The following is a 22,264-nucleotide window of genomic DNA, read 5'->3' as shown; positions in this document are numbered from 1 at the left end:
CTTATCACATTAAAAAGGTGCGGGAGGGCCGGTAGTTTAGCCAGGATAGAACGCCGCCCTCCGGAGGCGGAGGTCCCGGGTTCAAATCCCGGCCGGCCCGCCATCACTTCCATATAAACTTCATGAACTCAGCCTCCTTTCTAAGAAGTAAAAGGATCAAATAAATTCAACTAGTGCATTTAATTTAGCATCAAACTTCTAAGAGTTAGAGCAGAGAAATATTGCCTTGTTGAGATCTCGTATTATTGGAGCATAGTATTTAGAGTATAAGTCTTGAAATCCTGGATAGAATAGGATTATATCGGAATCCTCAATATTAACACCCCTAAGTAAGTATACGTTCTCATTACTTGCTAAGTATGGGAATATTCTATCCTGGACAACTAACTTTCCCTTAAAGTCCTTATACTTCTGTATCTCCTGCAGAAGGCATTTGTATTTCTCCTTGTTTTCAATGTAATCTTTGACAAGTTGGTGATAGCGAGCACCTGCCACATCTGGAGAATTACTTAAATTAATAAGTGGCGAGAACAGCACCATAGACGAAAGACTTATCCCCAAAATAATTTTCGAAGAAATGTTGACTTCTTTCAAGGCGTAAATTGAAATGAGGGCTAACATTGGAACTAGCATGTAAGGGTAGTGATATCCTATCTTCACCATTCCATACATTGGTGAAAGTATTAGCTCTAACCAAAGGGGTAGAGTTGCAAGTAGTAATTTCGGTTTTAGTAGTGGCAAGAAGGCAAAAGCCATCAAGTTAATTGTAATCATCCACAATGCAAGGTTGGGAAAGTGCACTTGGAGAGAATAAAAGTGATAACTGTAACTGTGTTTGCCAAAGAAAGGTATTATAACAAAGACAGAAAGTGTAATCCACAACATTCCGAGGAGCATTAAGTTAATGTTCTTGATGTTCCTTTTTATTATTCCTAAAAAGTTAACGTTAGCGATATTCTGAAGAGTGAAAGCTATTCCAAGGGAAATTAATATGAGTCCAGCATCTTCTTTTACCAGGAGAACGAGAATTGAAATTAGAAATCCCTTTTTGTACTCTCCTTTAACCCAATAATACATAAGCAGGAAAATAGGTGGGATAGCAAAAGCTACTGGATGGAAATCGTATCTATTAATCCCGTGGATTGCAGGGTTCATTAAGTAAAGTAAAGAAATTAAAAGAGACTTTCTTTCGTCATTCAAAATCTCGTAAGCAAGGGCATACAAGGGGAAGATGGCAATTGCCATTGCAAGGGTCTCTAGCAAGAGCAGGGTTTCTGGATATGGGAAGAGCTTGTATATTGGGATTAGGAAAAATAAGATTGGTTGGAAATGAACACCAAAATGACTCGATGAAGGAAGCTCCCATCCAAGCCCTTGGGCTTCAGGAGTATTATAGAATAACTTTCCTTCAGCAGCTGTCCAGAGACTCTGCATGTAAATTCCAGTATCATAAGCTTGTATCCTAAATGTCAAACATTTTAGAACAGAATAACTCCCAAACACTACCATATAAACTATAAACAGCAAGGTCAATGCCTTAGGGATTCTTATCTCTCTCATATTTCAAACCCCTAGCTCTTTTTCAGCATCTGCTTTACGCTCTTACTAGATTACTTAATGTTTTTCTCCAAAATATAAAATTCTCCCCATTGAAATACAATCCTAAAATTATCACCAAAATCATCAATTGTAACGTTAAAACTCCTCTTAGTATAGGGATCCAGAATTATGTACTTTATATTATACTTTTTGATGATTTCTTCCCTCTTTTCTGGATTTGTGAAAAATTCCTCAATGTCTTTTCTTCTCTGCTCCATATCTAGGAAAGGGTTTCCATGACCATAACTTACTGCAACAACGGGCCTCCCTGTGAAACCTGCAATCCATTCTAAAGTATAGGGATATCCAATAAGATAAGCATCCCTTTCGGTATTTTCTCGTATCCATTCTGAAACCTTTACAAGCCCTTTGGTATAATTACCAGCAAGATCTTCGAAGTTTTTATACGTGTACTTAGAACTAAAATTATGATAGTTACAGGCTATAAAACTCCAGGACCCATATATAATTAAAAGGAAGCTAAAAGTTAAGCTTAAGATTTGCTTTCTAGGTATTTTTAAGGCTTTAATGAGAAAATCAATTCCAAACCCACAAAGGATAAGATAGGTATAAGACAAGGGTATTCCAAAACGAGAAGGGAACACTGCAGGCCCTCCAAGGTCATATACAATAGTGGGGGTAACGTTTATCCCTATCATTGAAATTATTACCACTATTAAAAAGTTCCAAAATTCAAGATTTCTCTTTCTTAGAGACAAAAACGCTATCGTAACGATCGGTAGAGTCCAACTCGGAGAAGCAATCCTATGAAGAGCGGAGCTCCATGAAAGTGCAGAAAGCCATTTTCCTTCTACAATCATTGTGCTTCCTGGGTGAATGTGAAGTAGAACATTGACTATGAAGGGGGAAAATACTGCAAGGGATAAGAAAGGAGGGATCATTAATTTTGGGTTTCTCTTGAGCTCTATTAGAGCATATGCAATAGTTCCCGCTAAAACGGGTAAAGCTGCCCCATAGTGACTCCACATCATGAGCCCAAGAAGTAGGCCAGAGTATAGGAGATGTCTATTTTCCCTATCTCTGAAATACCTATAGTATTCGAGATAGAATAGGGGGAGAAAAATTGGAATGAGTTCCTTAGGATTTGGAAAAAGTTGCGATTTTAATGCCAAAAAGGCTAGTGAACCAAATAAGAGCCCTCCATAATCTTTATCGAGTTCCTCTCCAAGTTTATACCATGCAAAAACCATTATTAACGCAAAAATAAGTGGCGTCCAAATCATTAAGCTCCAGATGGAAATATGCGTTAACCTCGCCAAAAAAGCTATCAAAGCATGATATAAGAAGGGATACCAGTTAGGGGGAACGTTATAGTGCTGATCTAAAAATGGATTTCTTCCGAGGTAAATTCCCCGGATCATGGCCATGTGGATTATCGTGTCACCTCCATTTCCACCAACGGGCATTTTCCTACCATAGATAACTGAAAAATTTACGATAAAAGCGATAAACAAAAGCCAAAGTAATTGTGCTTTCTTCCTCTTCATGGTGCATCCCATTTTCAAATCCTTCTTTGAACGAGCTCTTCACTTTCAATATGCTTACATTTCCAATTTTGTAAACAATACCTAAGCACTCCATATCCTTAGCCGTCGTTGGAGGGTCTAGGATTATATATCTTACTTTATATTTCCTCACGATTCCTTTCTTCTCATTACAATTTCCTAGGAATAAAATTTCAAGGTCTTTTCTCCTTCTAGTATTGTTTAAAAAGGTATTTCCATGCCCATACATCGTTGCGACCACGGGCCTTCCAGTGAGGGCATTTATCATCATGCTCATTTCCTCTCCAGCGGCTATGGTATCATCTCTCTCAATATTCTTTTTTACCCATTCTGCAACTTCAACAAAGTGCTCCTGGGGGAAGTACTCCTTAAGATCCAGGGTAGATACCTTAAGGAAGGGATCCTCAGCTATCGAAGCCGAAAAGTTGACAACAGCTAAAATTGGAATAAGGAAGAACAGAATAAACTTTCCTAACTTACTTTTTGCGAAGTTTAACATCCCGTACGCTGAGAGTAAGACGTATACGTATGGTAGCAAATAGGTAAACCTAGACGACCAGAGTTTAATGCCAAACGGTTTTAGAGTCTCTGGAGATAATCTCGCTATAATTATAACAAAAACAAAAGCTATTAATAGCAGCACTTCTCTTTCCCTTCGCTTATAACCTTTTATACCTGCTAAGGCTACTAGGGGGGCTAAGTAAACTGGAGGGAGAACACTTAACAATTTCCTCTTAACGGTATCATTGACCCAGAAAGCGTATATATCCTCTACCTGGGGAAACAAAAATTCCGAATGCAGGAGGATGTTAACAACGAAGGGAGAAAAGATAATTAGTGAGATTATCAGTGAGAGAATATACCTCCTATCCTTTAGTCCTAACGTCAAAAAGAATAAGAGCAAGGGAAAAGCGACAGCATAGTGCGTCCACAAAGCCAAACCTACAAGAATTCCAGACATTATGTATCTCCTTCTACTCAAATAAAAGAGGGAAATAATGCCAAAAATTGGGGCTAGCTCCTTTGGATTTGGATACCTATGGTACGGTAGCATTAACAGGGAAAGGGCCATTGAAACTATTTCAGCTTCCTCACCCCAAAGCTTTCCAGCTACTAGTGACATGACTAGTATCATTAAAAGTGAGAGTATTAGCTGTAGCACGAGCATACTCTTCTCAATGCTAATGCTAAATCCCTTTGCAACTCCGGCAACAATCATGTGATAAAGGAAGGGATACCAGTTCGGAGGAACGTTATAAGTTTGATCAAGAAAGGGATTTCTTCCAAGTAAAATTCCCCTTGCTATCGCAGCATGAACGAGGGTATCACCGCCAATTATATATCCTGGAGGGCTTTTTCTAGTTATAATATAAGGAATGAATGTCAACGTCCAAATAGATATGAAGAAAAAGTAATATGTTTTCCTCATTTAACCACCAAAGGATCTCTGTCGAGGATTATGTACTCGGCCTTAAACCCAGGTTCTAGCTTTCCTATATCACTGGCCAATGAAACCCTAGCGGAACCATAAGTATAGGAGTGAAGAGCATCCTTAATGTCTAATGCTTGATCCTTCGTTAGCTCGTACAACTTAACTTTTCCTTTTCCTCTATTTACCGCTGCATCCACCGTTAGCCAGGGATCCGCAGGTTCTATTGGGGAGTCTGTACTAAAGCCGAGCTCCGCAACTTTCATTAAATCTTTAAACCTGTAGACCCACTTCACTCTCTCTTCCCCAACCCTCTCCACGATCCACCAGTCACTTATTATGAAATGGGGCTGAACTGAAAGCCGTACCTTGAGATTCTTTACCCTCTCTAGCTGATCATCCCTAACTAGGGAGGCATGCTCTATTCTCCCAGGGAATCCAGTAGTTTCAAAGACATCTAAGGCCACATCCAGGGCTTTATCCCCTATCGCATGGATAGCTACGTCCAAGCCTAGAGATCTGGCCTTCTCTGTTATTCTTATGAGCTCTTCCCTTTCCATAACGAGTTGCCCACTTGTTGAGGGATCATCGCTATAAGGTTTGCTGAGTAACGCTGTTCTAGCCCCGAGACTCCCATCGGTGAATAGCTTAACGCCAGCTATAGTTAACCTGTTTCCTTGGAATCTTCCTAGTCCTATGGATTCCAATTTATCGAGAACTTCGGGAGTTACATAGGCAAAAACGTTTATGCTAAGCTTACCTTCCCTCTCCAGGTAGAATAAAGCTCTTAGGGCCTTTTCGTTAACGCTCATAAAGCTTACGGATTTGACACCTAAATCCAACAGATGCTCCTGGGCCCTTTTTATGTAATAAACATAATCTTCAACCGTTAATACTCTCTCGTTGATAACTTTCCTAGCCTCCTCGAGAGACTTCTCCTTTATTATTCCAGTATCCTCATCGAAATCCTTAGAGGGAGTTAAGTTGAGTAGCTCAAGCATCTTATCATTAGCCACTGCAACGTGGAAGCACTTCCTATAAATGAAAACTGGTTTATCTATTGCATTTAACTCTTTCCTCGTGGGCCACTCTCCAAGCTCATCCTGATCCCAGCCGAAGCCAAATATTATCCTTCCTTTTCCCCTTTTTAGCCTCTGAATTAGTTCTTCAATGGATTTCGCTCCTCTTAGATCAACCATTTCTAAGCTCATTCCAAGCTCATCCAGGTGAAGATGTGAATCAAAAAATGCCGGCATTACGTACTTTCCCTTTAAATCAACGATCTCTCCTCCAGAAAGTTCCACGATCTTCTTCGCGACTTCAGAATCTCCGGCATAGATTACCTTTCCATGGGAGATCACGAGTCCAGAAACCTTCTTTAAAGGGTTAAATGACGTATATATCGTTCCGTTGATAAGGGCCTTCATGCTATCTATCACCAACTTAGATACGTGAAGATTTTTAATAAATTTCATTCCCATTCTTTATGGGAGGGATAAAAGTGAAGAGGCTCTTAATGGGTAACGAAGCTATAGCCTATGGGGCCTTAGAAGCTGGAGTTTCTTTTGCTACTGGTTATCCTGGAACACCCTCTACAGAAGTTATTGAAACTATCGCAAGGTTAAAACCAGAAGTCTTTGCTGAATGGGCACCTAATGAAAAGGTAGCGCTTGAAGAAGCTGCGGGGGCATCGTATGCTGGCATAAGGAGCTTGGTTACCATGAAGTGCGTTGGGCTAAACGTGGCCGCTGACCCTCTGATGAGCCTAGCTTACTCTGGTGTTGAGGGAGGTTTGGTAGTTTTAGTTGCAGATGACCCTGGGCCTCATACAAGTCAAACTGAGCAGGATGACAGATATTATGGGAAGATATCACTACTTCCAGTTTTGGAACCTTATGATCCTCAAGAAGCCCATGATTTGATAAAGTACGCCTATGAACTTAGCGAAAAGTACAAAGTTCCCATTATATTTAGAACCACTACCAGGGTTAACCACACAACGGCCGACGTTGAGGTTGGAGAATTTAAGGATCTAAACAGGATCCCAAAGTTCAAGAAGGATATAGAAAGATACGTGAGAGCTAGTATGGAGGGAAATAGGAAGAGGCATAAGTGGCTAAACGAAACGTTGAAAAAGATAGAGGAGGAGTTCAACAATTTAGACTACAATTGGATAGAAGGTGACGGTAAGATAGGGATAATCGTCGAGGGAGCTCCCTACAACTACGTTAAGGAGGTTCTACCATCAATTGAAGGAGATTTCAAGATACTCAAGCTCTCGACTCCTCATCCACTTCCCAGGAAGATAGTTATTAATTTCCTTAAATCCGTGGAGAAAGCCCTTGTTATCGAAGAAGGGGCCCCATTCTTGGAGGAGGAAATAAAGGTTGTAGCATATGAAGAGGGGCTAAGAGTCCCTATCTATGGGAAGAGAACTGGATATCTACCCCTTGAAGGCGAGCTAACCCCAAGGCTAGTTAAGAATGCTATACTCAAGCTCCTAGGTAAAGAAGGGGAAGAAGTTTCTCTACCAAAAGAAGTTGAGGAAGCTGAACGCTTAGCTCCCAAGAGGCCTCCAGTAATGTGTCCAGGTTGTCCGCACAGAGGGAGCTATAGGGCTCTACTGGATGCACTAAGAGAACTGGGCTACGGAAAGTTTGATATTCCAATTCACGGCGACATTGGTTGTTACGCCCTCTCGCTTTTACCACCATTGGAAGCCATCTGGACGGAGTTCGTGATGGGTGCAAGTATAAGCTTAGCCAATGGACAGAGCGTCGTCATGGGTAAGAAGATAGTTGCAACAATTGGGGATTCAACATTCTTCCATAATGGAATACAACCCTTAATCGATGCTGTTTACAAGGATCTTGACGTCCTAGTTATAATCCTCGATAATAGGACAACCGCAATGACGGGACACCAGCCTCACCCAGGAACTGGAGGTAGCGAGACGGGAAGAAAGTTCAGGGAGATCGATATAGAAGCCCTCGTAAAGGGAATAGGTGTAAAGTACGTGAAGACCGTTGATCCCTATGACCTTAAAGCAACGAAGGAAGCGATAAAAGAAGCTATGAAAGTTAAAGGTCCCGCAGTTATAATAGCCAGGCGCGAGTGTGTAATTCCAGTAATAAGGCGTGGCGAAACCAGGGAACCTCCAATAGTAATTGAAGACAAATGTACAGGGTGTAAAGCATGTATACTGCTCTCAGGATGTCCAGCCTTAATTTACGACCCAGAAACCAGGAAAGTTAGGATAGATGAGCTAATATGTACCGGCTGTGGAATCTGCAACCAACTCTGTCCTTTCGATGCTATAAAGTTTAGAGAAGAGCTTCAGTGATTCCCTTAACTTTTTAACTTATTCTTTCCAGGAGGACTACATGAGGGGTGTTGTGAAGGAGCTTAACGATGATGGCTTTGGAGTCCTTGGAAATGTGTTAGTTCCCTTCTCAGCTCCTGGGGATGAAGTTGAGATATTAAAGATAGAAAAGGTTAAAAAAGCTAAGATCGCGTCAAAATGGAAACTAATTAAGTCTTCCCCCCTGAGAGTTGGAGCGAGATGCAAGGTTTTCGGAAGGTGCGGAGGTTGCTCGCTTCAGCATCTTTCTTACGATTATCAGCTAGAGTTCAAAGGAGAGAGGATAAGGAGATTATTGGGAGTTGATGTCGAGGTAATTCCCTCCCCAAGGATCTTTGGCCATAGGAATAGGATAGATCTAGCCGTTACCGTGGAAGGTATAGGATTTAGAGAAAGGGGAAAGTGGTGGAAGATTGTTGATATTCAAGAGTGCCCAGTATTTGGAAAAACCTCGAGGAAAGCTATAGAGAGGCTAAGGGAATTTATAGAGGAGGAGAGGATAAGCGTTTGGAATGTAAAGAAAGATGAGGGCTTTTTAAGATACATGGTTCTAAGGGAAGGAAAATTTACAGGAGAAGTAATGGTTAACCTCGTTACGAAAGAGGGTAAGCTTCCCGATCCAAGCAAGTACTTTGACTTTGCAACTTCAATTTACTGGAGTGTAAACAGGACTAAAAGTGATGTATCATATGGAGAAGTTGAAAGCGTCTGGGGGAGAGAGTTCATTACTGAGAAGCTGGATGATGTTATATACCTAATACATCCAAATTCCTTTTTCCAAACGAATAGCTATCAAGCTGTAAACTTAGTAAAGAAGGTTAGTGAATTAGTAGAGGGAGAGAGAGTTCTTGATATGTACTCAGGTGTAGGAACCTTTGGTATATACTTAGCAAAGAGGGGATTTAAAGTTGTAGGGTTCGATTCGAATGAATTCGCTATAGAGATGGCCAGGAAAAATGCTAAGATAAACAAAGTGGATGCAGTCTTTGACGTTGCAACCGATAGGGAAGTTGAGGTTAACGGCTTTGACACGGTTATAGTCGATCCTCCAAGGGTAGGTTTGCATCCTAAGTTAATTAAGAAACTTAATAGGGAAAAGCCCGAAGTTATTGTCTACGTTTCTTGCAATCCAAAAACTTTTGCAAGAGATATTGAAAAGCTTGAATATAAAATCGATGAGATCGTAGCGTTGGATATGTTTCCTCATACACCACATCTTGAATTAGTTGCAAAGCTAATTGTCTAAGACGTGTTTTTCAAGCACGTAACAGTAGAACTTCCCCTCAAGGACTACCTCTTCTTCCCTGTAGACTTTCACCTCAACGATTTTCTTCTTCCCCAAGTCCTCAATTATTTTAGCTTTTGCTACAAGTTTATCTCCCACCTTTACAGGCTTGGTAAACCTTACTTCAGCTTTACCCAGCACAACGGTAGGTTCATTGACGGCAAGCATTGCAGCATAATCCGCTAAACCGAAAGTAAAGCCTCCATGGACTAGCCCCTTCTCATCAACTTTCATTTCATCTATCGTTTCAAGTTCAACTTCAGCGTATCCTTCCTTAATTAAAATGGGCTTCCCAACAAGGATTCTGGAGGTTAGCTTGTGCGTTCTCTGCTCCACGGGTATCACCGTGAATGGAAAAGATTTTTTGCTATATAAAGGGTTCTTTCCTATGGGGATGATACTTGAGTAAGTATAAGCCTCTGCTTGAGGCCGTGAAAGTTAAAGGTGATAATATATTCTCCAGCAGGAGTGAGATAATTGGCATTCTTGCATTTAAATTAGGGGCTATGAGCGTGAGCGAAGCTAAGGAGCTAATAAAAGAGGGGATAGAGGAAGGAATAATCGAAGAAAGTGAAGAGGGCCTTATTGTTAAGGTCAATTTAATTGAAGAGGAAGAAAAGAAAAGGGATATTTTCGGTGAGATCGTGGAATATCTAGCAAAGGAATTGAACTTAACTGAGTTAGAGGTAATGGAAGAGATAAAGAGACTTGAGGAGAGATACGGCAATCTTGACAAGAAATTGTTGGCCTATCTTTATGGTTTGGAAAAGGGATTAGACATGAGTAAATTCAAGGAAGAACTTGAAAATGGAGGGAATTATTATGCCGAAGATTAAGCCCTTCGAGGAACATACCGAAAGGTACGATAGTTGGTTCGAGAGACACAAATACGCTTATCTAAGCGAACTCAATGCCATTAAGAAAGTTTTACCTGAGGAAGAATGCATAGAAGTTGGAGTCGGAACCGGAAGATTTGCCCAACCACTGGGGATAAAAATTGGGGTTGAACCTTCAAGAAAAATGGCCGAAATAGCTGAGAAAAGGGGAATAAAAGTTATTGAGGGTATAGCAGAAGACCTACCCTTCCCAGATAGCTCTCTCTCCTGTATATTAATGGTGACAACTATATGCTTCGTTGATGATGTCGAGAAAAGCATTAAGGAAGCTTATAGAGTCCTCAAACCAGGAGGATACATAGTAATTGGCTTTATAGATAAAAATAGTAAAATAGGGAAGGAGTATGAAAGGAACAAAGATAAGAGTGTATTTTATAGGGAAGCGAAGTTCTTTTCAACCGAGGAGGTAATTAGCATACTTGAAAGATCGGGCTTTAAAGTGGAAAAAATAGTTCAAACGCTCTTCCATAAATTAGATGAAATAAAAGACATTGAGCCCGTTAAGGAGGGGTACGGGGAGGGTAGCTTCGTCGCGATAAGGGCTAAGAAAGTTGACATTACAGAGAGAATTATTAAGGAGGTTAAGGAGTTAGCGAGGGACCTGGGAGAAGAAGAGACGCTTAATGCTATAGACAGATTTTTGCTACTAAATAAAGGATTGGAGAAGATTAGGGGAGAACACTTTGTAAGGGTTGGAATTTATGGATTCCTGGAAGGTTTGCTGACAACCTTTAAATCTAAGTACAATGATGAAAGAATAGACAGGCTTCTCTCAGCTGTCAGGGAACTTAGAGAAAGGGAGGAATATTTCCTAAGGAAGAGTAATCCTCCAATTTCTGAATAGAAATCTCTATAAACCCTCCTTATGATATGCCTTTGATGAGAGCAATAGGTGTGATAAGAAAGTCCCGGGGAGAGAGATGGAGTAGAGAGGAGTTCGAAGAACTGTTGAGGAGTGCTGGTTATGAAATTCTTGCAATAGTTGAACAGGTACGAGAGGAGCATCCGAGATATAATATCGGCCCTGGAAAACTTGAAGAAGTGAAAAAACTTGTTAAAGAGCTTAAGCCTGATAAAGTTATTTTTGCAAACAGGTTAACCCCCTCTCAAGCTTACAACCTTTGGAAAGAGCTGAGGGTAGATATTATAGACAAATGGCAACTTGTTCTCGAGATATTTGAGAAGAGGGCCCATTCAAAAGAGGCAAAGCTTCAAGTTGAGCTTGCAAACCTTCAATATGAGCTTCCACTTGTGAAGGAAGCTATTAGAAGGATAAAAATGGGTGACAGGGCAGGATTTAAAGGAATGGGTGAATACCAAGTTCACCAATATCTCAAGCATATAAAGTACAGAATGGGCAGAATAAAGGGAGAATTAGAGAAGATAAGGGCCGAAAGAGAGATAAGAAGGAAGAAAAGAGAAGAGGAGGGGTTCGTTCTAATAGCTCTAGCGGGTTATACTAACGCTGGAAAGTCCACGTTATTAAATGCCCTAACCGGAGAAGATATCGAGGCCAAAAATCAGATGTTCACGACACTTGATACTACCACGAGAAGATTCAAAGTTAAAGGAAAAATGCTCTTGGTCACGGATACCGTAGGTTTCATCGACGGCCTTCCACCATTTATAGTTGAGGCATTTCACTCTACTTTAGAGGAAATAGTCAAAGCTGATATTATAATTCTAGTTTTGGATGCCAGCGAACCATGGAAGGAAATAAGAAGAAAACTTTTTGCATCTCTCAATGTTCTAAGAGAGCTTAAAGCATTGGACAGGCCAATGATTGTAGCTCTTAATAAAGTCGATTTGATAAGTGATGAGGATGCTAAGGAAAAGGAGCTCCTAGTTAGGGAAACTATAGATGGAAGAGCTAATACCGTCGGAGTTGCTAGGATATCGGCTAAGCTTAATCAACTGGAAGAGCTTTACAATCTAATAGAAGTTGCACTTTCAAGGTTACCAAAGTTTCAAACGTTTGAAATAAGGGTTAAAGATCCTTCAAAGCTTGGGAAAGTTCTTTCAATGGTTCACTCTATGGGGGATCTTCTAGAGGTTGAGTACAGTGAAGAGACAAAAATAAAGGCCTATATTCAAACTGGCCTAATAAGGGAGCTCACAAAGTTGGGTGTTAGCCTTAAGAGGATCAGCTGAGAAGATTAAAGAATACAAATAGCTTTGCTACTGCATAACTCAACGTTATTCCAATTACCGGAGCTAGGATCCATCCAGAAATTATTCTTTCAATGATTTCCTGTTTGATCTTTCCTCCTCCAGCAATACTAGCACCTATAATACCTCCAATTATAGCTTGCCCAGAACTTACCGGAAGTCCAAAATAGTTCGCTAAGCTCACTGAAATTGCTGAACCAAACTGGGCGGAAAATGCTGAAATAGGTCCTAGAGCCGTTATCTTCTTCCCTACGGTATACATTACTGGGTAGCTAAAGGTTAAACTACCAATCGCCAAGCTTAGGGCCCCAAAGATGCCGGCCCCTTTATAGGTTAAGATCCCCGCTCCAATAAGTGGACTAACTGCATTTGCAACTTCATTTGCACCGAAGTTAAATGCCATATAAGAACCTCCAGCTATCGCCATTCCCTTATATAATATTTCAAGCTCTTTGACGCTTTTTATTCTCTTGAAAGCTTTATAATAAAAGTAGTAGAGCATGAAAGCAAAAATCCCTGAGAGTATTGGAGATAGGATCCATGCTATAATTACCTTTTCAAAAATCTTCCACTGTATGGAGACTCCAAGGGCCAGTCCAACTCCGACGACTCCCCCAACTATCGTCTGAGTTACAGATATCGGTAAACCTCTTAAGGTGGCGATAGTAGCACATAATCCAGCTGATAGGAGGATTACTATAGCCATCTCAGGTGTCATTGAATATATGACCTTCCTGCCCACGGTTTCCATAACTTTTTCTCCCCTAAGATAAGCCCCCAGAAGAGTGAAAACTGCGATCGTTAAAACGGCCTGTCTAAAGCTCAGTATTCCGGATCCTACAACAACTCCCATGGCGTTTGCGGATCCATTCGCCCCTATATTCCAGGCAATATAGAAGGCTATTGATAGGAGAACAAGGGATATATCCATTTAATCACCTCAAGAATGAAAGAAGGAAGCTATGAAGTGTAATCATTCATCGTCTTTGCTCTGACTATAATCTCCTTATTATACGTTATCTCGACTAAACCATCACTTTCAAGTTTTTTAAGAGTTTGAAGAAGCCTAGGCATTGGAGTTTCAAGCTCGGAGCTAAGCCTCTTCAAACTCACAGCTTTCTTTTTGGTTGCCAGCACTTTATAGATAAACTCCTTCGAATGCATGCAGAACACCAAACAATAATATTAATGGAACCTTAATTAATGTTTTTGACCACTAGTGTCCATTGAGCTTAAACCATGTTGTCATGTTACCTATAAGCTCCAGCCCCTTACTTTCATTTTTAGGAACCAGGAACTGTCCCTGGGAGATTATTAATATAACTCCATTGTTCTTCATTGCTTCCTTTACAAGTTGTGGGATTACCTTAGGGTCTATTTCTCCTTCCACTACAGCGTATAGGTTATCTTTATAGAATATTCCTATAAGGGGAACCCCAGTAATTCCTAGTGTCTTAACGAACTTCATGTACGTATTGTAAGCTTTTTTATCCTCCCTTATTTCGTAAAATGTTAAGCTACTATTCCCAAAGTACTCCGGTAATAATTTCTTCATTCTTTGACAGTGAGGGCACGTGTTTAAGCCAAAAATGTAGAAGTGGAATTCAGATTTCTTTAGTCCCTCTAACCACTTTTCTTGACTAGTTTGTGTCTGGGTTTGGGAAGATATACATCCCAGGAAAGAAGCTGCCAGGACAAGGATTAAGAGTAGGGCCAAATCCCTCTTCATTTCTCAACCCTTGCCTGATTTATTTTAACGTTTTAATACTTTTCCATTCAAGAAAATCTAGTAAATTTCTTGCCTTTACCAATCTCTTGAGTTCAAAATAAGCTTGATTTCCATCGCATTCTGGTGAATACTCCACACCTGCTTCCTCCATTAAAAATTTCATTATACCAAAAGCGCTAGCAGCTTTTCTTCCCTCAACTTCGACCACTACAAAGGGTCTTTCTCGCTTCCCTATTAGAATGTCAAAATTTAATCCCCCACAAATTGAGGTTTCTATAAAACTTATCTTTTCTCCAGTTTTCGTCCTCCTCGAGAAAACCGTGGGAAACTTACTTTTCAATTTCTCAATGACAGTTATAACTTTAGTATATTGCTCCTCATCTAATTCTTCCCTTATTCTCAACCTTTCAATCATACCCCCCTCACGCTGAAGTCTTCAAAAAAGGAAGTTTAAAAGAATTTCGAGGGCTTTTTGAACTTCTTAGCTTTGATCCTTAGAAATCCCAGCAGCCTTGAAGAGTTCGCTGACTAAGACAAGGGGGTAGAACTTGAAGCCTTCCTTTTCGATATTTTCCTTTGCACCCTCCTCTCTATCGACCACGACAAAAATCCCGACGACATCTGCTCCATGCTCTCTTAGGATTTTGGCAGCTCTTATCACGCTTCCCCCAGTAGTCGTAACATCCTCAACTAATAGCACTTTATCTCCTTTTTGAACATTTCCCTCTATTACTTTCCCGGTTCCATGTTCCTTTTTCTTTTTTCTAACTATTAAGAGAGGCTTGTTAGTTTCAAGCGAAAGGGCCGTTGCTATTGGAACTGCTCCCAACTCGGGGCCAGCGATTTTATCATAGTTTAGGTTAAGTTCCTCAGCTTTTTCTTTGATTAGTTTTGCTATTATTCTTAGGGCTTTAGGGTTTGTTATCAGACTTTTTATATCGATATAGTAGTTACTCTCTTTTCCAGATGTCAAAACAAAATGGCCAAATTTTATGCATCCCTCATTTATTATTAGATTGATCAGCTCATCTTTCATTTTCATTTCACCCTGAGAATTAGAGTTTCAAAAAGTTTTATAAGCTTCTCTTTAAACCAAGGCTTGAGAGTTCGGGGGTAAAGACCCCCAGGGTAAGTAAGTTATGTAAAGGATATTTGGGGAGGATAATAATTAGGGGGGAGTTGGGAATGGTTCAGAAGCCTCACAGTTTTAGAAGAAAAACAAGGAAAAAGCTCCGTAAGCATCCAAGAAGAAGGGGACTACCCCCACTAACGAGATTCCTTCAAGAATTTGAGGTGGGACAGAAAGTTCACATAGTCATAGAGCCAAGCTACCATAAAGGGATGCCAGATCCAAGATTTCATGGTAGAACAGGAACGGTAGTTGGCAAAAGGGGTGATGCCTATATAGTTGAGGTACCTGACGGAAACAAAGTAAAGACGCTTTTCATTCACCCAGTACACCTTAGGCCCCAGAAGTGAAGGGCCATGATAGGGAGGAAAAAGCTTGGCGAGAGGTACATAACGATATCCGAAGCAAAAGAGATATTACTTAAGAAATATGAAGAAGGAATAAAAGCTGGGATAGAAGAGCCATTGTTCTATGAAGCAAGGCTAGCTCTAGAGCATGCTGAAAAGTTCGCTAAGTTGCCAGCTGAAAAAGCTAGAAAAGCTATTGAAGAGCTAATGTCAGAATTTGAATGGATGAACGAGAGGATAGCCGCAAAATTAGTTGATATAATGCCAGAGGATAACCTCGATTTAAGGGTTATATTTGCAAAGGAGGAGCATCAGCCAACACCAGAGGAAATGAAGAAGATACTTGAAATCCTTGATAAGTATAGAGAAGAGTGATATATTACCTCCAGTTCTTTTTTCGGGCTTTTCTTATTCTTTCCGTTAATGAAAACGGTTTTATAGAACCTCTTCTAAAATTTTATCGGTGGTAATAGATGGAAGTTTTCGAAATAAAAATTGAAGTTCCTTATGACAAAAAAGGTGTTATTATAAAGAAGTTGGCGAGACTCATAAAGGGAAACGTTAAGAAGGCGAGGCTTCTTCCTCCTGATCAGTTTGGCCTTAATAAGATAATACTAAGGGTTGAAGGGGATGAGGAGGAGATAAAGAAAATTATGGCATTAAGCCATTAGAATATTTTCAAGAACCTTTACTGCTTCAATTATCCGTTTCTCAGGTTTCTCATCTGTTTTTGGTAACTCAAGGTTTATAACAACTCTCTCCTCTCTTCCATCTTCGTCAACATCATATATCTCAAGCTCCTCTATGTCTACGCTTTCAAAGAAAGCCTCAAGCTCGGGGGCTAGAAGCTTCTTATTACCTCCATAAACCTCAACCCTCACGATATCATCTCTAGAAGATACGACTATTGCTACTTCATACTCCCCTATCCTTTTCGTAAATCTAATGGCATCTCCATATCCGATGGATTCCTCGCTAAATCCCATCTCGGTTAGAGTTTTCCTTATCCTCTCAACCTTATTCCTCATCTTTCTCAAAAGTCTCTCTCTAAGCTTCATACTCTCATCAAGGGCCCTCTTAATGGCCTCTCCAACTTCGCTTATATCTCCCTCCCACACGCCAATAAGCTTTATCCCAGAGCTAGTTGCCCTAATTTCAAGCTTAATATCCTTAGTGTTGAATTCAGAAATATCATCTATTTTAAGCTCGCCAAGACGTAGTATCTCAAATTCAAGTTTTACTAATCTACCAAAAGTAGCCCCCTTAAATTTCACTGGTATCACCTAATAAAGGGTATGCTGATGATTTAAAAACGTTGCTAGTTATAATAAGTAAAGGTGGGAGAATTGAGGATTGGAAAGGTTGAGAAGTACATTCATGAAAAATTAGAGAAGAAAAAACTTCATTTTGTGCTGATAGATCCTGATGATACATCTCCCGAGGTAGCAGGTAAACTGGCCAGAGTATGTGAAGAACTTGGAGTAGACGCCATAATGGTTGGGGGTTCAACTGGAGCTGAAGGTGAAGTTTTAGACAACGTTGTTAGATCGATAAAAGATAATTCTTCACTTCCAGTAATACTCTTTCCTGGCTCTCACGGGGGAATAAGCAGATATGCTGATGCCATTTTCTTTATGAGCTTACTTAACTCCAGAAATCCCTTCTTCATTACTGGGGCCCAAGCATTAGGCGCATTTACTGTTAAAAAATTTGGAATAGAACCGATTCCAATGGCTTATATAGTAGTTGAACCAGGAGAAACCGTTGGATGGGTTGGGGATGCTAGGCCAATCCCGAGGCATAAACCTAAGCTTGCAGCTGCTTACGCCCTTGCCGGCCAATACCTTGGAATGAGACTAGTATACTTAGAAGCTGGGAGTGGAGCCCCTGAACCAGTACCAGAAGAGATGGTAAGAGTAGTAAAAAGCGTCATAGATGTACCCCTCATAGTTGGAGGGGGTATAAAGTCTGGAGAGCAAGCTAAAAAGTTGATAAAATCGGGGGCCGATATAATAGTTACTGGAACTGCTATTGAAAAAGCAAAGAGTTTAGAAGAAGCTAGAAAAAGACTTGAAGCCATTCGAAATGGTGTGTTCGTTTAGAGAGATGCCCAAATTTCATAGTTCTCATCTATATACCTTTTCAGTAGTTTACCAACTGGTGAATTCTTCCCTACCTTTACAACTCCCTTCTTGCTCGGAGTTGCAGTAAAGACGTAATCTTTTCCAGCATAGAACCTAAGTGGTTTCTTCGCAAAGTCTGGAGAAACCCTCAGTACTATGCTCTTCTTTTTCTCTTCCACTTCCACGGGTATCTTCTCCTCGACCTTTCCTACCTCCTTCTCTCCGAGACTTTTAACATCGATATTAATTCCAAGCCTCTTTTCAAGTTCCTGAATTCTCTTCCCCTTCCTACCTATTATAAGGGGAATATCATACTCATCTGCATAAATCACGGCCTTGTGTGGGTTCACGACTTCAACTTCCGTGTAAACATCGGGTAGGAACTTTTGAATTTCCTGCTTTAGTTTTCTCTCAGCTAGCTTAAGAGCAGGTGCTTTTTCTTCTTTCTTTATAGGAACTACGCTAACTTCCTCACCAAATGTGTAGATCTCGTATTCAAGCTGCCCAGTCTCGAAGTCCCTTACCTCTATTACCGGCCTTGCCAGGTCTTCCTCTTTCATCCCAGTTGGCACCTTAACCTTGTATTCCAGCGTTAGCACTTTAGCAACTTTACCTCCCTTTATGAATATAACCGTGTCAACTATCTGAGGTATCATTCCAAGCTCAACCCTTCCTATGAATCTCTGAACTGCATCTATTGGCTTAGTGGCGTGAACGACACCTACCATTCCAACTCCCGCTAGCCTCAAATCTGCATATATTAGGAAATCACTAGTTTTTCTCATCTCATCGAATATAGTATAATCTGGCCTAACTAACAGTAGAACATCTCCAGTTTTCTCCATGCTTCCATCTAGGGCCGTATATTGAGTTATCTCCTCTCTAACCTGAAGGTCCCTAGGCTTTTCCATTGTCTTGACTATCTTTCCCATACTTGCATACCACTCAGCTAAAGCTTGGACGAAAGTTGTCTTTCCGGCCCCAGGGGGTCCCGCTACCAGTATTCCTTCGGCCTTTTCCTTAAGCCTCTCAAGTAGCTTCTCGCTTAGATTATAGTCATCTATGCTAAGTTTCTTTATTGGCCTTACCGCTGTTATTTCGATCCTATCTGAAAATGGCGGCTTTGCTATAACGACTCTATAGTTTCTAAGTTGAACGACAGTAGCTCCGGGTTCGTCAAGCTCTATGAAACTCTCCGGGTCTCTCTTGGCCCTTTCGACTATATCATCAGCTATATCTTCCAACTCTTCCTCACTTAGAGGCTCTTCCCTAATAGGTACTAGCTTCCATTCTCCAGGCTTCCCCTTCTTAGCAAGAGGTTTAACTCCTGCTTTAAGGTGAACGCTCATCGTTTCCTCATCAAAGAAATCCTCAAGCCTCGTCTTCGGCTCCCTCTTACCTTCTAGGTATATTACCTCTATCCCCTTTGCTATTGCAATATCCCTCTGAACTTGATCTCCAGTAATTAGGGTAGCATTGAGTTCCCTTGCAACTTCCCTCACCATATGATCTATCTCTCCGGCCTTTGCCCTTTTTATCTGCCAGAGTTCTGGTCTCTCTCCATAAAACTCCAGTAGGATTTTTCCTTTATCTGCTAGTTCCCTAAGCTTCTTTAGCTCTTCTAAACCTGTATGCCCTATCGCTTTTCCCTCATTGGCTTGATGCTCTATCTCAGCAACAACGGCTTCTGGAACAACGATCTTGACCTTCTCTCTAACTCTCCTAAGGTATTGGGTGAGCCTACCATCCACTATCACGCTCGTATCAGGAACGATAACTCTCACCTCTCTCACCTCCTACCAACACTCGTGGATATACTTTTTAACCTTAGCCAAATCATTTTAAATACATTTAGTTATTAAAAGCTGGAGGTGGGACTATGAGGCTGATAGATATTATAAAAAGTGCAAAGGAAGCTGAGGAAAGGGCCCTCAAGGAATACAAAGAAGTTATTAAAGAACTGAAGTCTCCAGAAGACGCAGAGCTCAAGAGGATACTCCTGAGATTGGCCGTTGATAAAATATTTCATAAGGAGTTAATGGAGGCCATAGAGAGAGCATACAAAGAGACCCTGAAGTTGCTCCGGGAGAATTTGGAACCTTACTATCCTGAGCTCAGACCAATTAGGGAATCAATAGCTCAGCTAGATCAAGGGTTAATATTAATTCCTGGGATACCGTCCCTTCTAGTTTCCTCAACGATTCTAGGCTATAAAATACCAGCCGAAGATGTTCTCGAAGAAATATTAAGTACAAAACCTGAAACATTCATACCTCCAAAAGACAGGGAAAAAGTTAGAGAGGTCATAGAAAGAATTATCAACTATCAAGGAAAAATGGAAGAAGATTATGAAAGGCTAGAGAGCCTTGCAAAGCACCCAATAATTAAGGAGCTTGCCAGGTCTCTTCTGTATAACGAAGCCCAACATAGAGGGATATTGAAGAGTATTTCAAAAAGACTTGAAAGTTAAATTATCCCTCTCTAATTTTTGACGTTATGACAACATTGTTCAGTAAAAATTTTAAACATCCATAACTACAATGATTGAGGATAATATGAAGTTAAAAACTGGAATACCGGCCCTGGATCGGATCCTAGGAGGGGGCTTTGAGAAAGGGTGCAATATAGCGTTAGTTGGTGGGATGGATAATGATCATATCCTGTTAACCCATCAGTTAACTAATGCTTTTTTATCCTCTGGAAAAAAGGTTCTCCTCGTGGAGCTTCGTCAGGATCCTGCATCTCTAATTAAGTGGCTTTCTCAGTACAATATAAACTATGAGGAGTACTTGGAAGATGGGGATCTTAAGATTCTTGATGGATTTTCAAACCTGTACTCTCCTGCAAGTATTAGCGGACCTGATGTCTTACCGAATCCCCTAGATCTTGGGATTACAACGGCAATAATAAGGGATAACGTATCGAAAGAGAAATATGACATATTGGTTTTTGATGATATAACATCGCTATACGCCCTCCAAACCGATTACAAGGCATATGTTAGAGTTATTGTTAGGTTGACAAATTCCATTAGAAAGCTCGGAGCTTCTTCACTTGTTGCAATAAACTCTGACGTTTTGTCAATTCAAGACCTTTCAATGATCCTGATGCCATTTGAATATCTGATCGAGATCAGGGAGGGAATGATAAGATTCAAGAGATCATTTTCCTTCATTAATGTACCTGGAGTTCCCTATGTTAAGACTAACAAGGGAATAATTCCAATAGAGGATGTTCTTAAAGATGCAGTTAGCATTAGGGATTCCTTAGTCCTTACAAGTGATGGAGTGCTAAAGTTAGGGGAAGGAAGAGTGCAACTAATAGGGGAAACCTCCGAAAGATCCTTGATAGAGTTCGTATACAGGTTTCTAGGCCCAGAGAAAGGGCGTGAATTTTTATATGGATGGGGAAGGCATGAAGTTGAACATCTCGAGATCCCAAAGATAGAGAGCGTTGAAGAGATAAAGGAAATCCTGGAGGAGGCGTTTGAAGTTACAAGGTCCACGGGAGGTGGAATCCTTAGGATAGTAGAAGCTACAAAGGATATAATAATCGTTGAGGGTAAAAACTTATTCCCGCATATTAGGAATTTCCCATACCCTGCTCACGTTCATTATGCTGGATATATGGCAAAGCTCTTAGAAAAAGCTACTGGAGAGAGATGGGAAGGGGAGGAAATAAAGTGCGAAAGTCAAACTAATGATAAATGCATTTTCATCCTTAGGAGAGTGTAATATTGAAAGATTTTCCAATCTCGCCTACGGAAGTATTTATGCCAAGCTTTCCAGAGATCCTCCATTTTATATCTAACGTTTTATTCTTCACAATAACCCTAATTAGCTCTGGATCAGTAGAAGAGTAGTAAACAGGAAAATCGAGCTTAATAAATACCTTGCCATTAGGCCTGACCGTAACGTTCTTCTTTTTTACATCCCCAATATAATATGAGCCGGCGTACAAGCTTACCGACATTACATCTATCTTCACTTCTCTCTTAGCTGGATTTACAAGCTCAATAGTTACAGTTATAACAGCATGATCGAGCTCAACTCTTGAAACGGTAACATTAACTAGGTTAACTCTCACATCTCCCAAATCACCAATTACAAAGTGAATGAGAGTGAAGTATCCAGCACCTACCCCTATGAGGCTTAATATTATAAAAAGGGGAACTAAAAATGCCTTCTTCATATCACTCCCCCTTAAGTTTTAGACCAGTATGTTCCTGCTTTATCCTCTCAACCAGGGAAACTATCGCATCGGTTACTTCTTTCAGTTTATTTGCGAGTCCCTCAAGCTCGCCGATAACTTCTTCCAAAGTTTTTTCCATTTGTTCAACTTCTTCCATAGCTAATGCTAGCTTCTCCTCTTCTTCTTTCTTATAAACTTCTATCTTTAAAGTTTCCGGTTTCCATAAAATTTTTCCATCTTCAATATCAAAATCAAAGGCTATCCTAACGACATCCTCCTTTTTCACTCCCATCTCCTGAAGTTTCTCAAAAATAGTCTTATTTATTTCCGCTGATGCTCTAACAACTTCTTCGGGAGGAACTTTACCTCGAGTTACTGCGAAGAGAACGCGCCTAACTTTGTTTGCATAACCTGAGGCCCTTACGAATCCACTCATTAGCTTGGGCACGGGAATCACCCTTATTATTTTTATGCGTTGAA

General features: G+C 40.5%; 25 protein-coding genes and 1 tRNA gene. 12 read left to right on the top strand and 14 right to left on the bottom strand.

Annotation, left to right across the window (positions count from 1 at the left end; all coding sequences use genetic code 11):
* Positions 1-25: 25 nt before the first annotated feature.
* A tRNA-Arg gene (locus PH_RS05355) sits at positions 26-103 on the top strand.
* 95 nt (positions 104-198) lie between these two features.
* Here PH_RS05355 and PH_RS05350 read toward each other — a convergent pair.
* The 4 genes from PH_RS05350 to PH_RS05335 are packed head-to-tail and all read right to left on the bottom strand — an operon-like array spanning position 199 to position 5,993.
* Positions 199-1,560, bottom strand: coding sequence for a DUF2079 domain-containing protein (locus PH_RS05350; RefSeq protein WP_010885226.1), 1,362 nt, complete (start codon positions 1,558-1,560; stop codon positions 199-201).
* Between the two features lie 50 nt (positions 1,561-1,610).
* Positions 1,611-2,981, bottom strand: a complete 1,371-nt coding sequence (locus tag PH_RS05345; protein WP_231833733.1) for a glycosyltransferase family 39 protein — start codon at positions 2,979-2,981, stop codon at positions 1,611-1,613.
* A 49-nt stretch (positions 2,982-3,030) separates the two neighbouring features.
* Positions 3,031-4,554 carry a transporter gene (locus PH_RS05340; RefSeq protein WP_010885224.1) on the bottom strand — a complete coding sequence of 508 codons (1,524 nt, stop codon included), beginning with the start codon at positions 4,552-4,554 and terminating at the stop codon, positions 3,031-3,033.
* Positions 4,551-5,993 carry an amidohydrolase gene (locus PH_RS05335; RefSeq protein ID WP_231833694.1) on the bottom strand — a complete coding sequence of 481 codons (1,443 nt, stop codon included), beginning with the start codon at positions 5,991-5,993 and terminating at the stop codon, positions 4,551-4,553. Before PH_RS05335 ends, PH_RS05340 begins: the two co-directional genes overlap by 4 nt.
* A gap of 47 nt (positions 5,994-6,040) precedes the next feature.
* Between PH_RS05335 and iorA the strand changes: the two genes are divergently transcribed.
* Together iorA and rlmD are read left to right on the top strand one after the other, a co-directional pair.
* Positions 6,041-7,897, top strand: a complete 1,857-nt coding sequence (iorA, locus tag PH_RS05330; RefSeq protein WP_010885222.1) for an indolepyruvate ferredoxin oxidoreductase subunit alpha — start codon at positions 6,041-6,043, stop codon at positions 7,895-7,897.
* 40 nt (positions 7,898-7,937) lie between these two features.
* Positions 7,938-9,161: a 23S rRNA (uracil(1939)-C(5))-methyltransferase RlmD gene (gene rlmD / locus PH_RS05325; protein ID WP_010885221.1), complete on the top strand. Its 1,224-nt coding sequence runs from the start codon at positions 7,938-7,940 to the stop codon at positions 9,159-9,161.
* On the opposite strand, the gene PH_RS05320 is transcribed toward rlmD, so the two are convergent.
* Positions 9,150-9,536, bottom strand: a complete 387-nt coding sequence (locus PH_RS05320; RefSeq protein WP_048053318.1) for a PaaI family thioesterase — start codon at positions 9,534-9,536, stop codon at positions 9,150-9,152. The genes rlmD and PH_RS05320 overlap by 12 nt on opposite strands.
* Positions 9,537-9,601: 65 nt before the next feature.
* Between PH_RS05320 and PH_RS05315 the strand changes: the two genes are divergently transcribed.
* The 3 genes from PH_RS05315 to hflX are packed head-to-tail and all read left to right on the top strand — an operon-like array spanning position 9,602 to position 12,247.
* The gene (locus PH_RS05315) at positions 9,602-10,036 is read left to right on the top strand and encodes a DUF2240 family protein (protein WP_010885219.1); all 435 of its coding nucleotides are present in this window, start codon (positions 9,602-9,604) and stop codon (positions 10,034-10,036) included.
* The gene (locus tag PH_RS05310; protein ID WP_048053317.1) at positions 10,023-10,940 is read left to right on the top strand and encodes a DUF3216 domain-containing protein; all 918 of its coding nucleotides are present in this window, start codon (positions 10,023-10,025) and stop codon (positions 10,938-10,940) included. The genes PH_RS05315 and PH_RS05310 overlap by 14 nt, the downstream gene beginning before the upstream one ends.
* A gap of 35 nt (positions 10,941-10,975) precedes the next feature.
* Complete coding sequence (gene hflX / locus PH_RS05305) at positions 10,976-12,247, top strand: GTPase HflX (RefSeq protein ID WP_048053316.1); 1,272 nt, start codon at positions 10,976-10,978, stop codon at positions 12,245-12,247.
* Here hflX and PH_RS05300 read toward each other — a convergent pair.
* From PH_RS05300 to pyrE, 5 genes are all read right to left on the bottom strand, one after another.
* Positions 12,240-13,196 (bottom strand): inorganic phosphate transporter, encoded by a 957-nt coding sequence (locus PH_RS05300; RefSeq protein WP_010885216.1) that lies wholly within the window; start codon positions 13,194-13,196, stop codon positions 12,240-12,242. The two genes, hflX and PH_RS05300, sit on opposite strands and share 8 nt — an antisense overlap.
* 29 nt (positions 13,197-13,225) lie before the next feature.
* Positions 13,226-13,429 (bottom strand): hypothetical protein, encoded by a 204-nt coding sequence (locus tag PH_RS05295; protein WP_048053315.1) that lies wholly within the window; start codon positions 13,427-13,429, stop codon positions 13,226-13,228.
* A gap of 52 nt (positions 13,430-13,481) precedes the next feature.
* Positions 13,482-13,994 (bottom strand): thioredoxin fold domain-containing protein, encoded by a 513-nt coding sequence (locus tag PH_RS05290; protein ID WP_010885214.1) that lies wholly within the window; start codon positions 13,992-13,994, stop codon positions 13,482-13,484.
* Between the two features lie 19 nt (positions 13,995-14,013).
* Positions 14,014-14,409 carry a hypothetical protein gene (locus PH_RS05285; RefSeq protein WP_010885213.1) on the bottom strand — a complete coding sequence of 132 codons (396 nt, stop codon included), beginning with the start codon at positions 14,407-14,409 and terminating at the stop codon, positions 14,014-14,016.
* A 66-nt stretch (positions 14,410-14,475) separates the two neighbouring features.
* Positions 14,476-15,030 carry an orotate phosphoribosyltransferase gene (gene pyrE / locus PH_RS05280; protein ID WP_048053314.1) on the bottom strand — a complete coding sequence of 185 codons (555 nt, stop codon included), beginning with the start codon at positions 15,028-15,030 and terminating at the stop codon, positions 14,476-14,478.
* Between the two features lie 149 nt (positions 15,031-15,179).
* Here pyrE and PH_RS05275 point away from each other — a divergent pair, with 149 nt between their 5' ends.
* The 3 genes from PH_RS05275 to PH_RS05265 all read left to right on the top strand — a co-directional run bounded on the left by PH_RS05275 (position 15,180) and on the right by PH_RS05265 (position 16,141).
* Complete coding sequence (locus PH_RS05275) at positions 15,180-15,473, top strand: 50S ribosomal protein L21e (RefSeq protein WP_048053313.1); 294 nt, start codon at positions 15,180-15,182, stop codon at positions 15,471-15,473.
* 6 nt (positions 15,474-15,479) lie between these two features.
* Positions 15,480-15,845, top strand: coding sequence for an RNA polymerase Rpb4 family protein (locus PH_RS05270; protein WP_010885210.1), 366 nt, complete (start codon positions 15,480-15,482; stop codon positions 15,843-15,845).
* A 98-nt stretch (positions 15,846-15,943) separates the two neighbouring features.
* Positions 15,944-16,141: a hypothetical protein gene (locus PH_RS05265; protein ID WP_010885209.1), complete on the top strand. Its 198-nt coding sequence runs from the start codon at positions 15,944-15,946 to the stop codon at positions 16,139-16,141.
* Here the strand turns inward: PH_RS05265 and PH_RS05260 are convergent.
* Positions 16,130-16,744, bottom strand: coding sequence for a hypothetical protein (locus PH_RS05260; RefSeq protein WP_048053312.1), 615 nt, complete (start codon positions 16,742-16,744; stop codon positions 16,130-16,132). The two genes, PH_RS05265 and PH_RS05260, sit on opposite strands and share 12 nt — an antisense overlap.
* 63 nt (positions 16,745-16,807) lie before the next feature.
* Here PH_RS05260 and PH_RS05255 point away from each other — a divergent pair, with 63 nt between their 5' ends.
* Entirely contained in the window at positions 16,808-17,572 is a 765-nt protein-coding gene (locus tag PH_RS05255) for a geranylgeranylglyceryl/heptaprenylglyceryl phosphate synthase (protein WP_010885207.1), read from the top strand.
* Here PH_RS05255 and PH_RS05250 read toward each other — a convergent pair.
* Positions 17,569-19,377, bottom strand: coding sequence for a PINc/VapC family ATPase (locus PH_RS05250; protein ID WP_048053311.1), 1,809 nt, complete (start codon positions 19,375-19,377; stop codon positions 17,569-17,571). The genes PH_RS05255 and PH_RS05250 overlap by 4 nt on opposite strands.
* A gap of 95 nt (positions 19,378-19,472) precedes the next feature.
* Between PH_RS05250 and PH_RS05245 the strand changes: the two genes are divergently transcribed.
* Complete coding sequence (locus PH_RS05245) at positions 19,473-20,063, top strand: hypothetical protein (RefSeq protein ID WP_010885205.1); 591 nt, start codon at positions 19,473-19,475, stop codon at positions 20,061-20,063.
* A 70-nt stretch (positions 20,064-20,133) separates the two neighbouring features.
* Complete coding sequence (locus PH_RS05240) at positions 20,134-21,327, top strand: ATPase domain-containing protein (protein WP_010885204.1); 1,194 nt, start codon at positions 20,134-20,136, stop codon at positions 21,325-21,327.
* Here PH_RS05240 and PH_RS05235 read toward each other — a convergent pair.
* Both PH_RS05235 and PH_RS05230 read right to left on the bottom strand, forming a co-directional pair.
* Positions 21,314-21,784 (bottom strand): hypothetical protein, encoded by a 471-nt coding sequence (locus tag PH_RS05235; RefSeq protein ID WP_010885203.1) that lies wholly within the window; start codon positions 21,782-21,784, stop codon positions 21,314-21,316. The two genes, PH_RS05240 and PH_RS05235, sit on opposite strands and share 14 nt — an antisense overlap.
* A 1-nt stretch (position 21,785) precedes the next feature.
* Positions 21,786-22,232 carry a DUF2258 domain-containing protein gene (locus tag PH_RS05230; RefSeq protein ID WP_048053309.1) on the bottom strand — a complete coding sequence of 149 codons (447 nt, stop codon included), beginning with the start codon at positions 22,230-22,232 and terminating at the stop codon, positions 21,786-21,788.
* Between the last annotated feature and the right edge of the window lie 32 nt (positions 22,233-22,264).

The organism is Pyrococcus horikoshii OT3 (assembly GCF_000011105.1).
GTDB classification, from domain to species: Archaea; Methanobacteriota_B; Thermococci; order Thermococcales; family Thermococcaceae; genus Pyrococcus; species Pyrococcus horikoshii.
This window is presented reverse-complemented; position numbering and strand designations above follow the sequence as displayed.

Excerpts from the sequence above, each read along its gene's own strand:
- hflX (WP_048053316.1), top strand. The coding sequence starts at position 10,976 with ATGAGAGCAATAGGTGTGATAAGAAAGTCCCGGGGAGAGAGATGGAGT.
- PH_RS05340 (WP_010885224.1), bottom strand. The coding sequence starts at position 4,554 with ATGAGGAAAACATATTACTTTTTCTTCATATCTATTTGGACGTTGACA.
- PH_RS05290 (WP_010885214.1), bottom strand. The coding sequence starts at position 13,994 with ATGAAGAGGGATTTGGCCCTACTCTTAATCCTTGTCCTGGCAGCTTCT.
- PH_RS05310 (WP_048053317.1), top strand. The coding sequence starts at position 10,023 with ATGCCGAAGATTAAGCCCTTCGAGGAACATACCGAAAGGTACGATAGT.
- PH_RS05275 (WP_048053313.1), top strand. The coding sequence starts at position 15,180 with ATGGTTCAGAAGCCTCACAGTTTTAGAAGAAAAACAAGGAAAAAGCTC.
- rlmD (WP_010885221.1), top strand. The coding sequence starts at position 7,938 with ATGAGGGGTGTTGTGAAGGAGCTTAACGATGATGGCTTTGGAGTCCTT.
- PH_RS05265 (WP_010885209.1), top strand. The coding sequence starts at position 15,944 with ATGGAAGTTTTCGAAATAAAAATTGAAGTTCCTTATGACAAAAAAGGT.
- PH_RS05300 (WP_010885216.1), bottom strand. The coding sequence starts at position 13,196 with ATGGATATATCCCTTGTTCTCCTATCAATAGCCTTCTATATTGCCTGG.
- pyrE (WP_048053314.1), bottom strand. The coding sequence starts at position 15,030 with ATGAAAGATGAGCTGATCAATCTAATAATAAATGAGGGATGCATAAAA.
- PH_RS05245 (WP_010885205.1), top strand. The coding sequence starts at position 19,473 with ATGAGGCTGATAGATATTATAAAAAGTGCAAAGGAAGCTGAGGAAAGG.
- PH_RS05270 (WP_010885210.1), top strand. The coding sequence starts at position 15,480 with ATGATAGGGAGGAAAAAGCTTGGCGAGAGGTACATAACGATATCCGAA.
- PH_RS05285 (WP_010885213.1), bottom strand. The coding sequence starts at position 14,409 with ATGATTGAAAGGTTGAGAATAAGGGAAGAATTAGATGAGGAGCAATAT.
- PH_RS05240 (WP_010885204.1), top strand. The coding sequence starts at position 20,134 with ATGATTGAGGATAATATGAAGTTAAAAACTGGAATACCGGCCCTGGAT.
- iorA (WP_010885222.1), top strand. The coding sequence starts at position 6,041 with ATGGGAGGGATAAAAGTGAAGAGGCTCTTAATGGGTAACGAAGCTATA.
- PH_RS05345 (WP_231833733.1), bottom strand. The coding sequence starts at position 2,981 with ATGATCCGGGGAATTTACCTCGGAAGAAATCCATTTTTAGATCAGCAC.
- PH_RS05295 (WP_048053315.1), bottom strand. The coding sequence starts at position 13,429 with ATGCATTCGAAGGAGTTTATCTATAAAGTGCTGGCAACCAAAAAGAAA.
- PH_RS05350 (WP_010885226.1), bottom strand. The coding sequence starts at position 1,560 with ATGAGAGAGATAAGAATCCCTAAGGCATTGACCTTGCTGTTTATAGTT.
- PH_RS05235 (WP_010885203.1), bottom strand. The coding sequence starts at position 21,784 with ATGAAGAAGGCATTTTTAGTTCCCCTTTTTATAATATTAAGCCTCATA.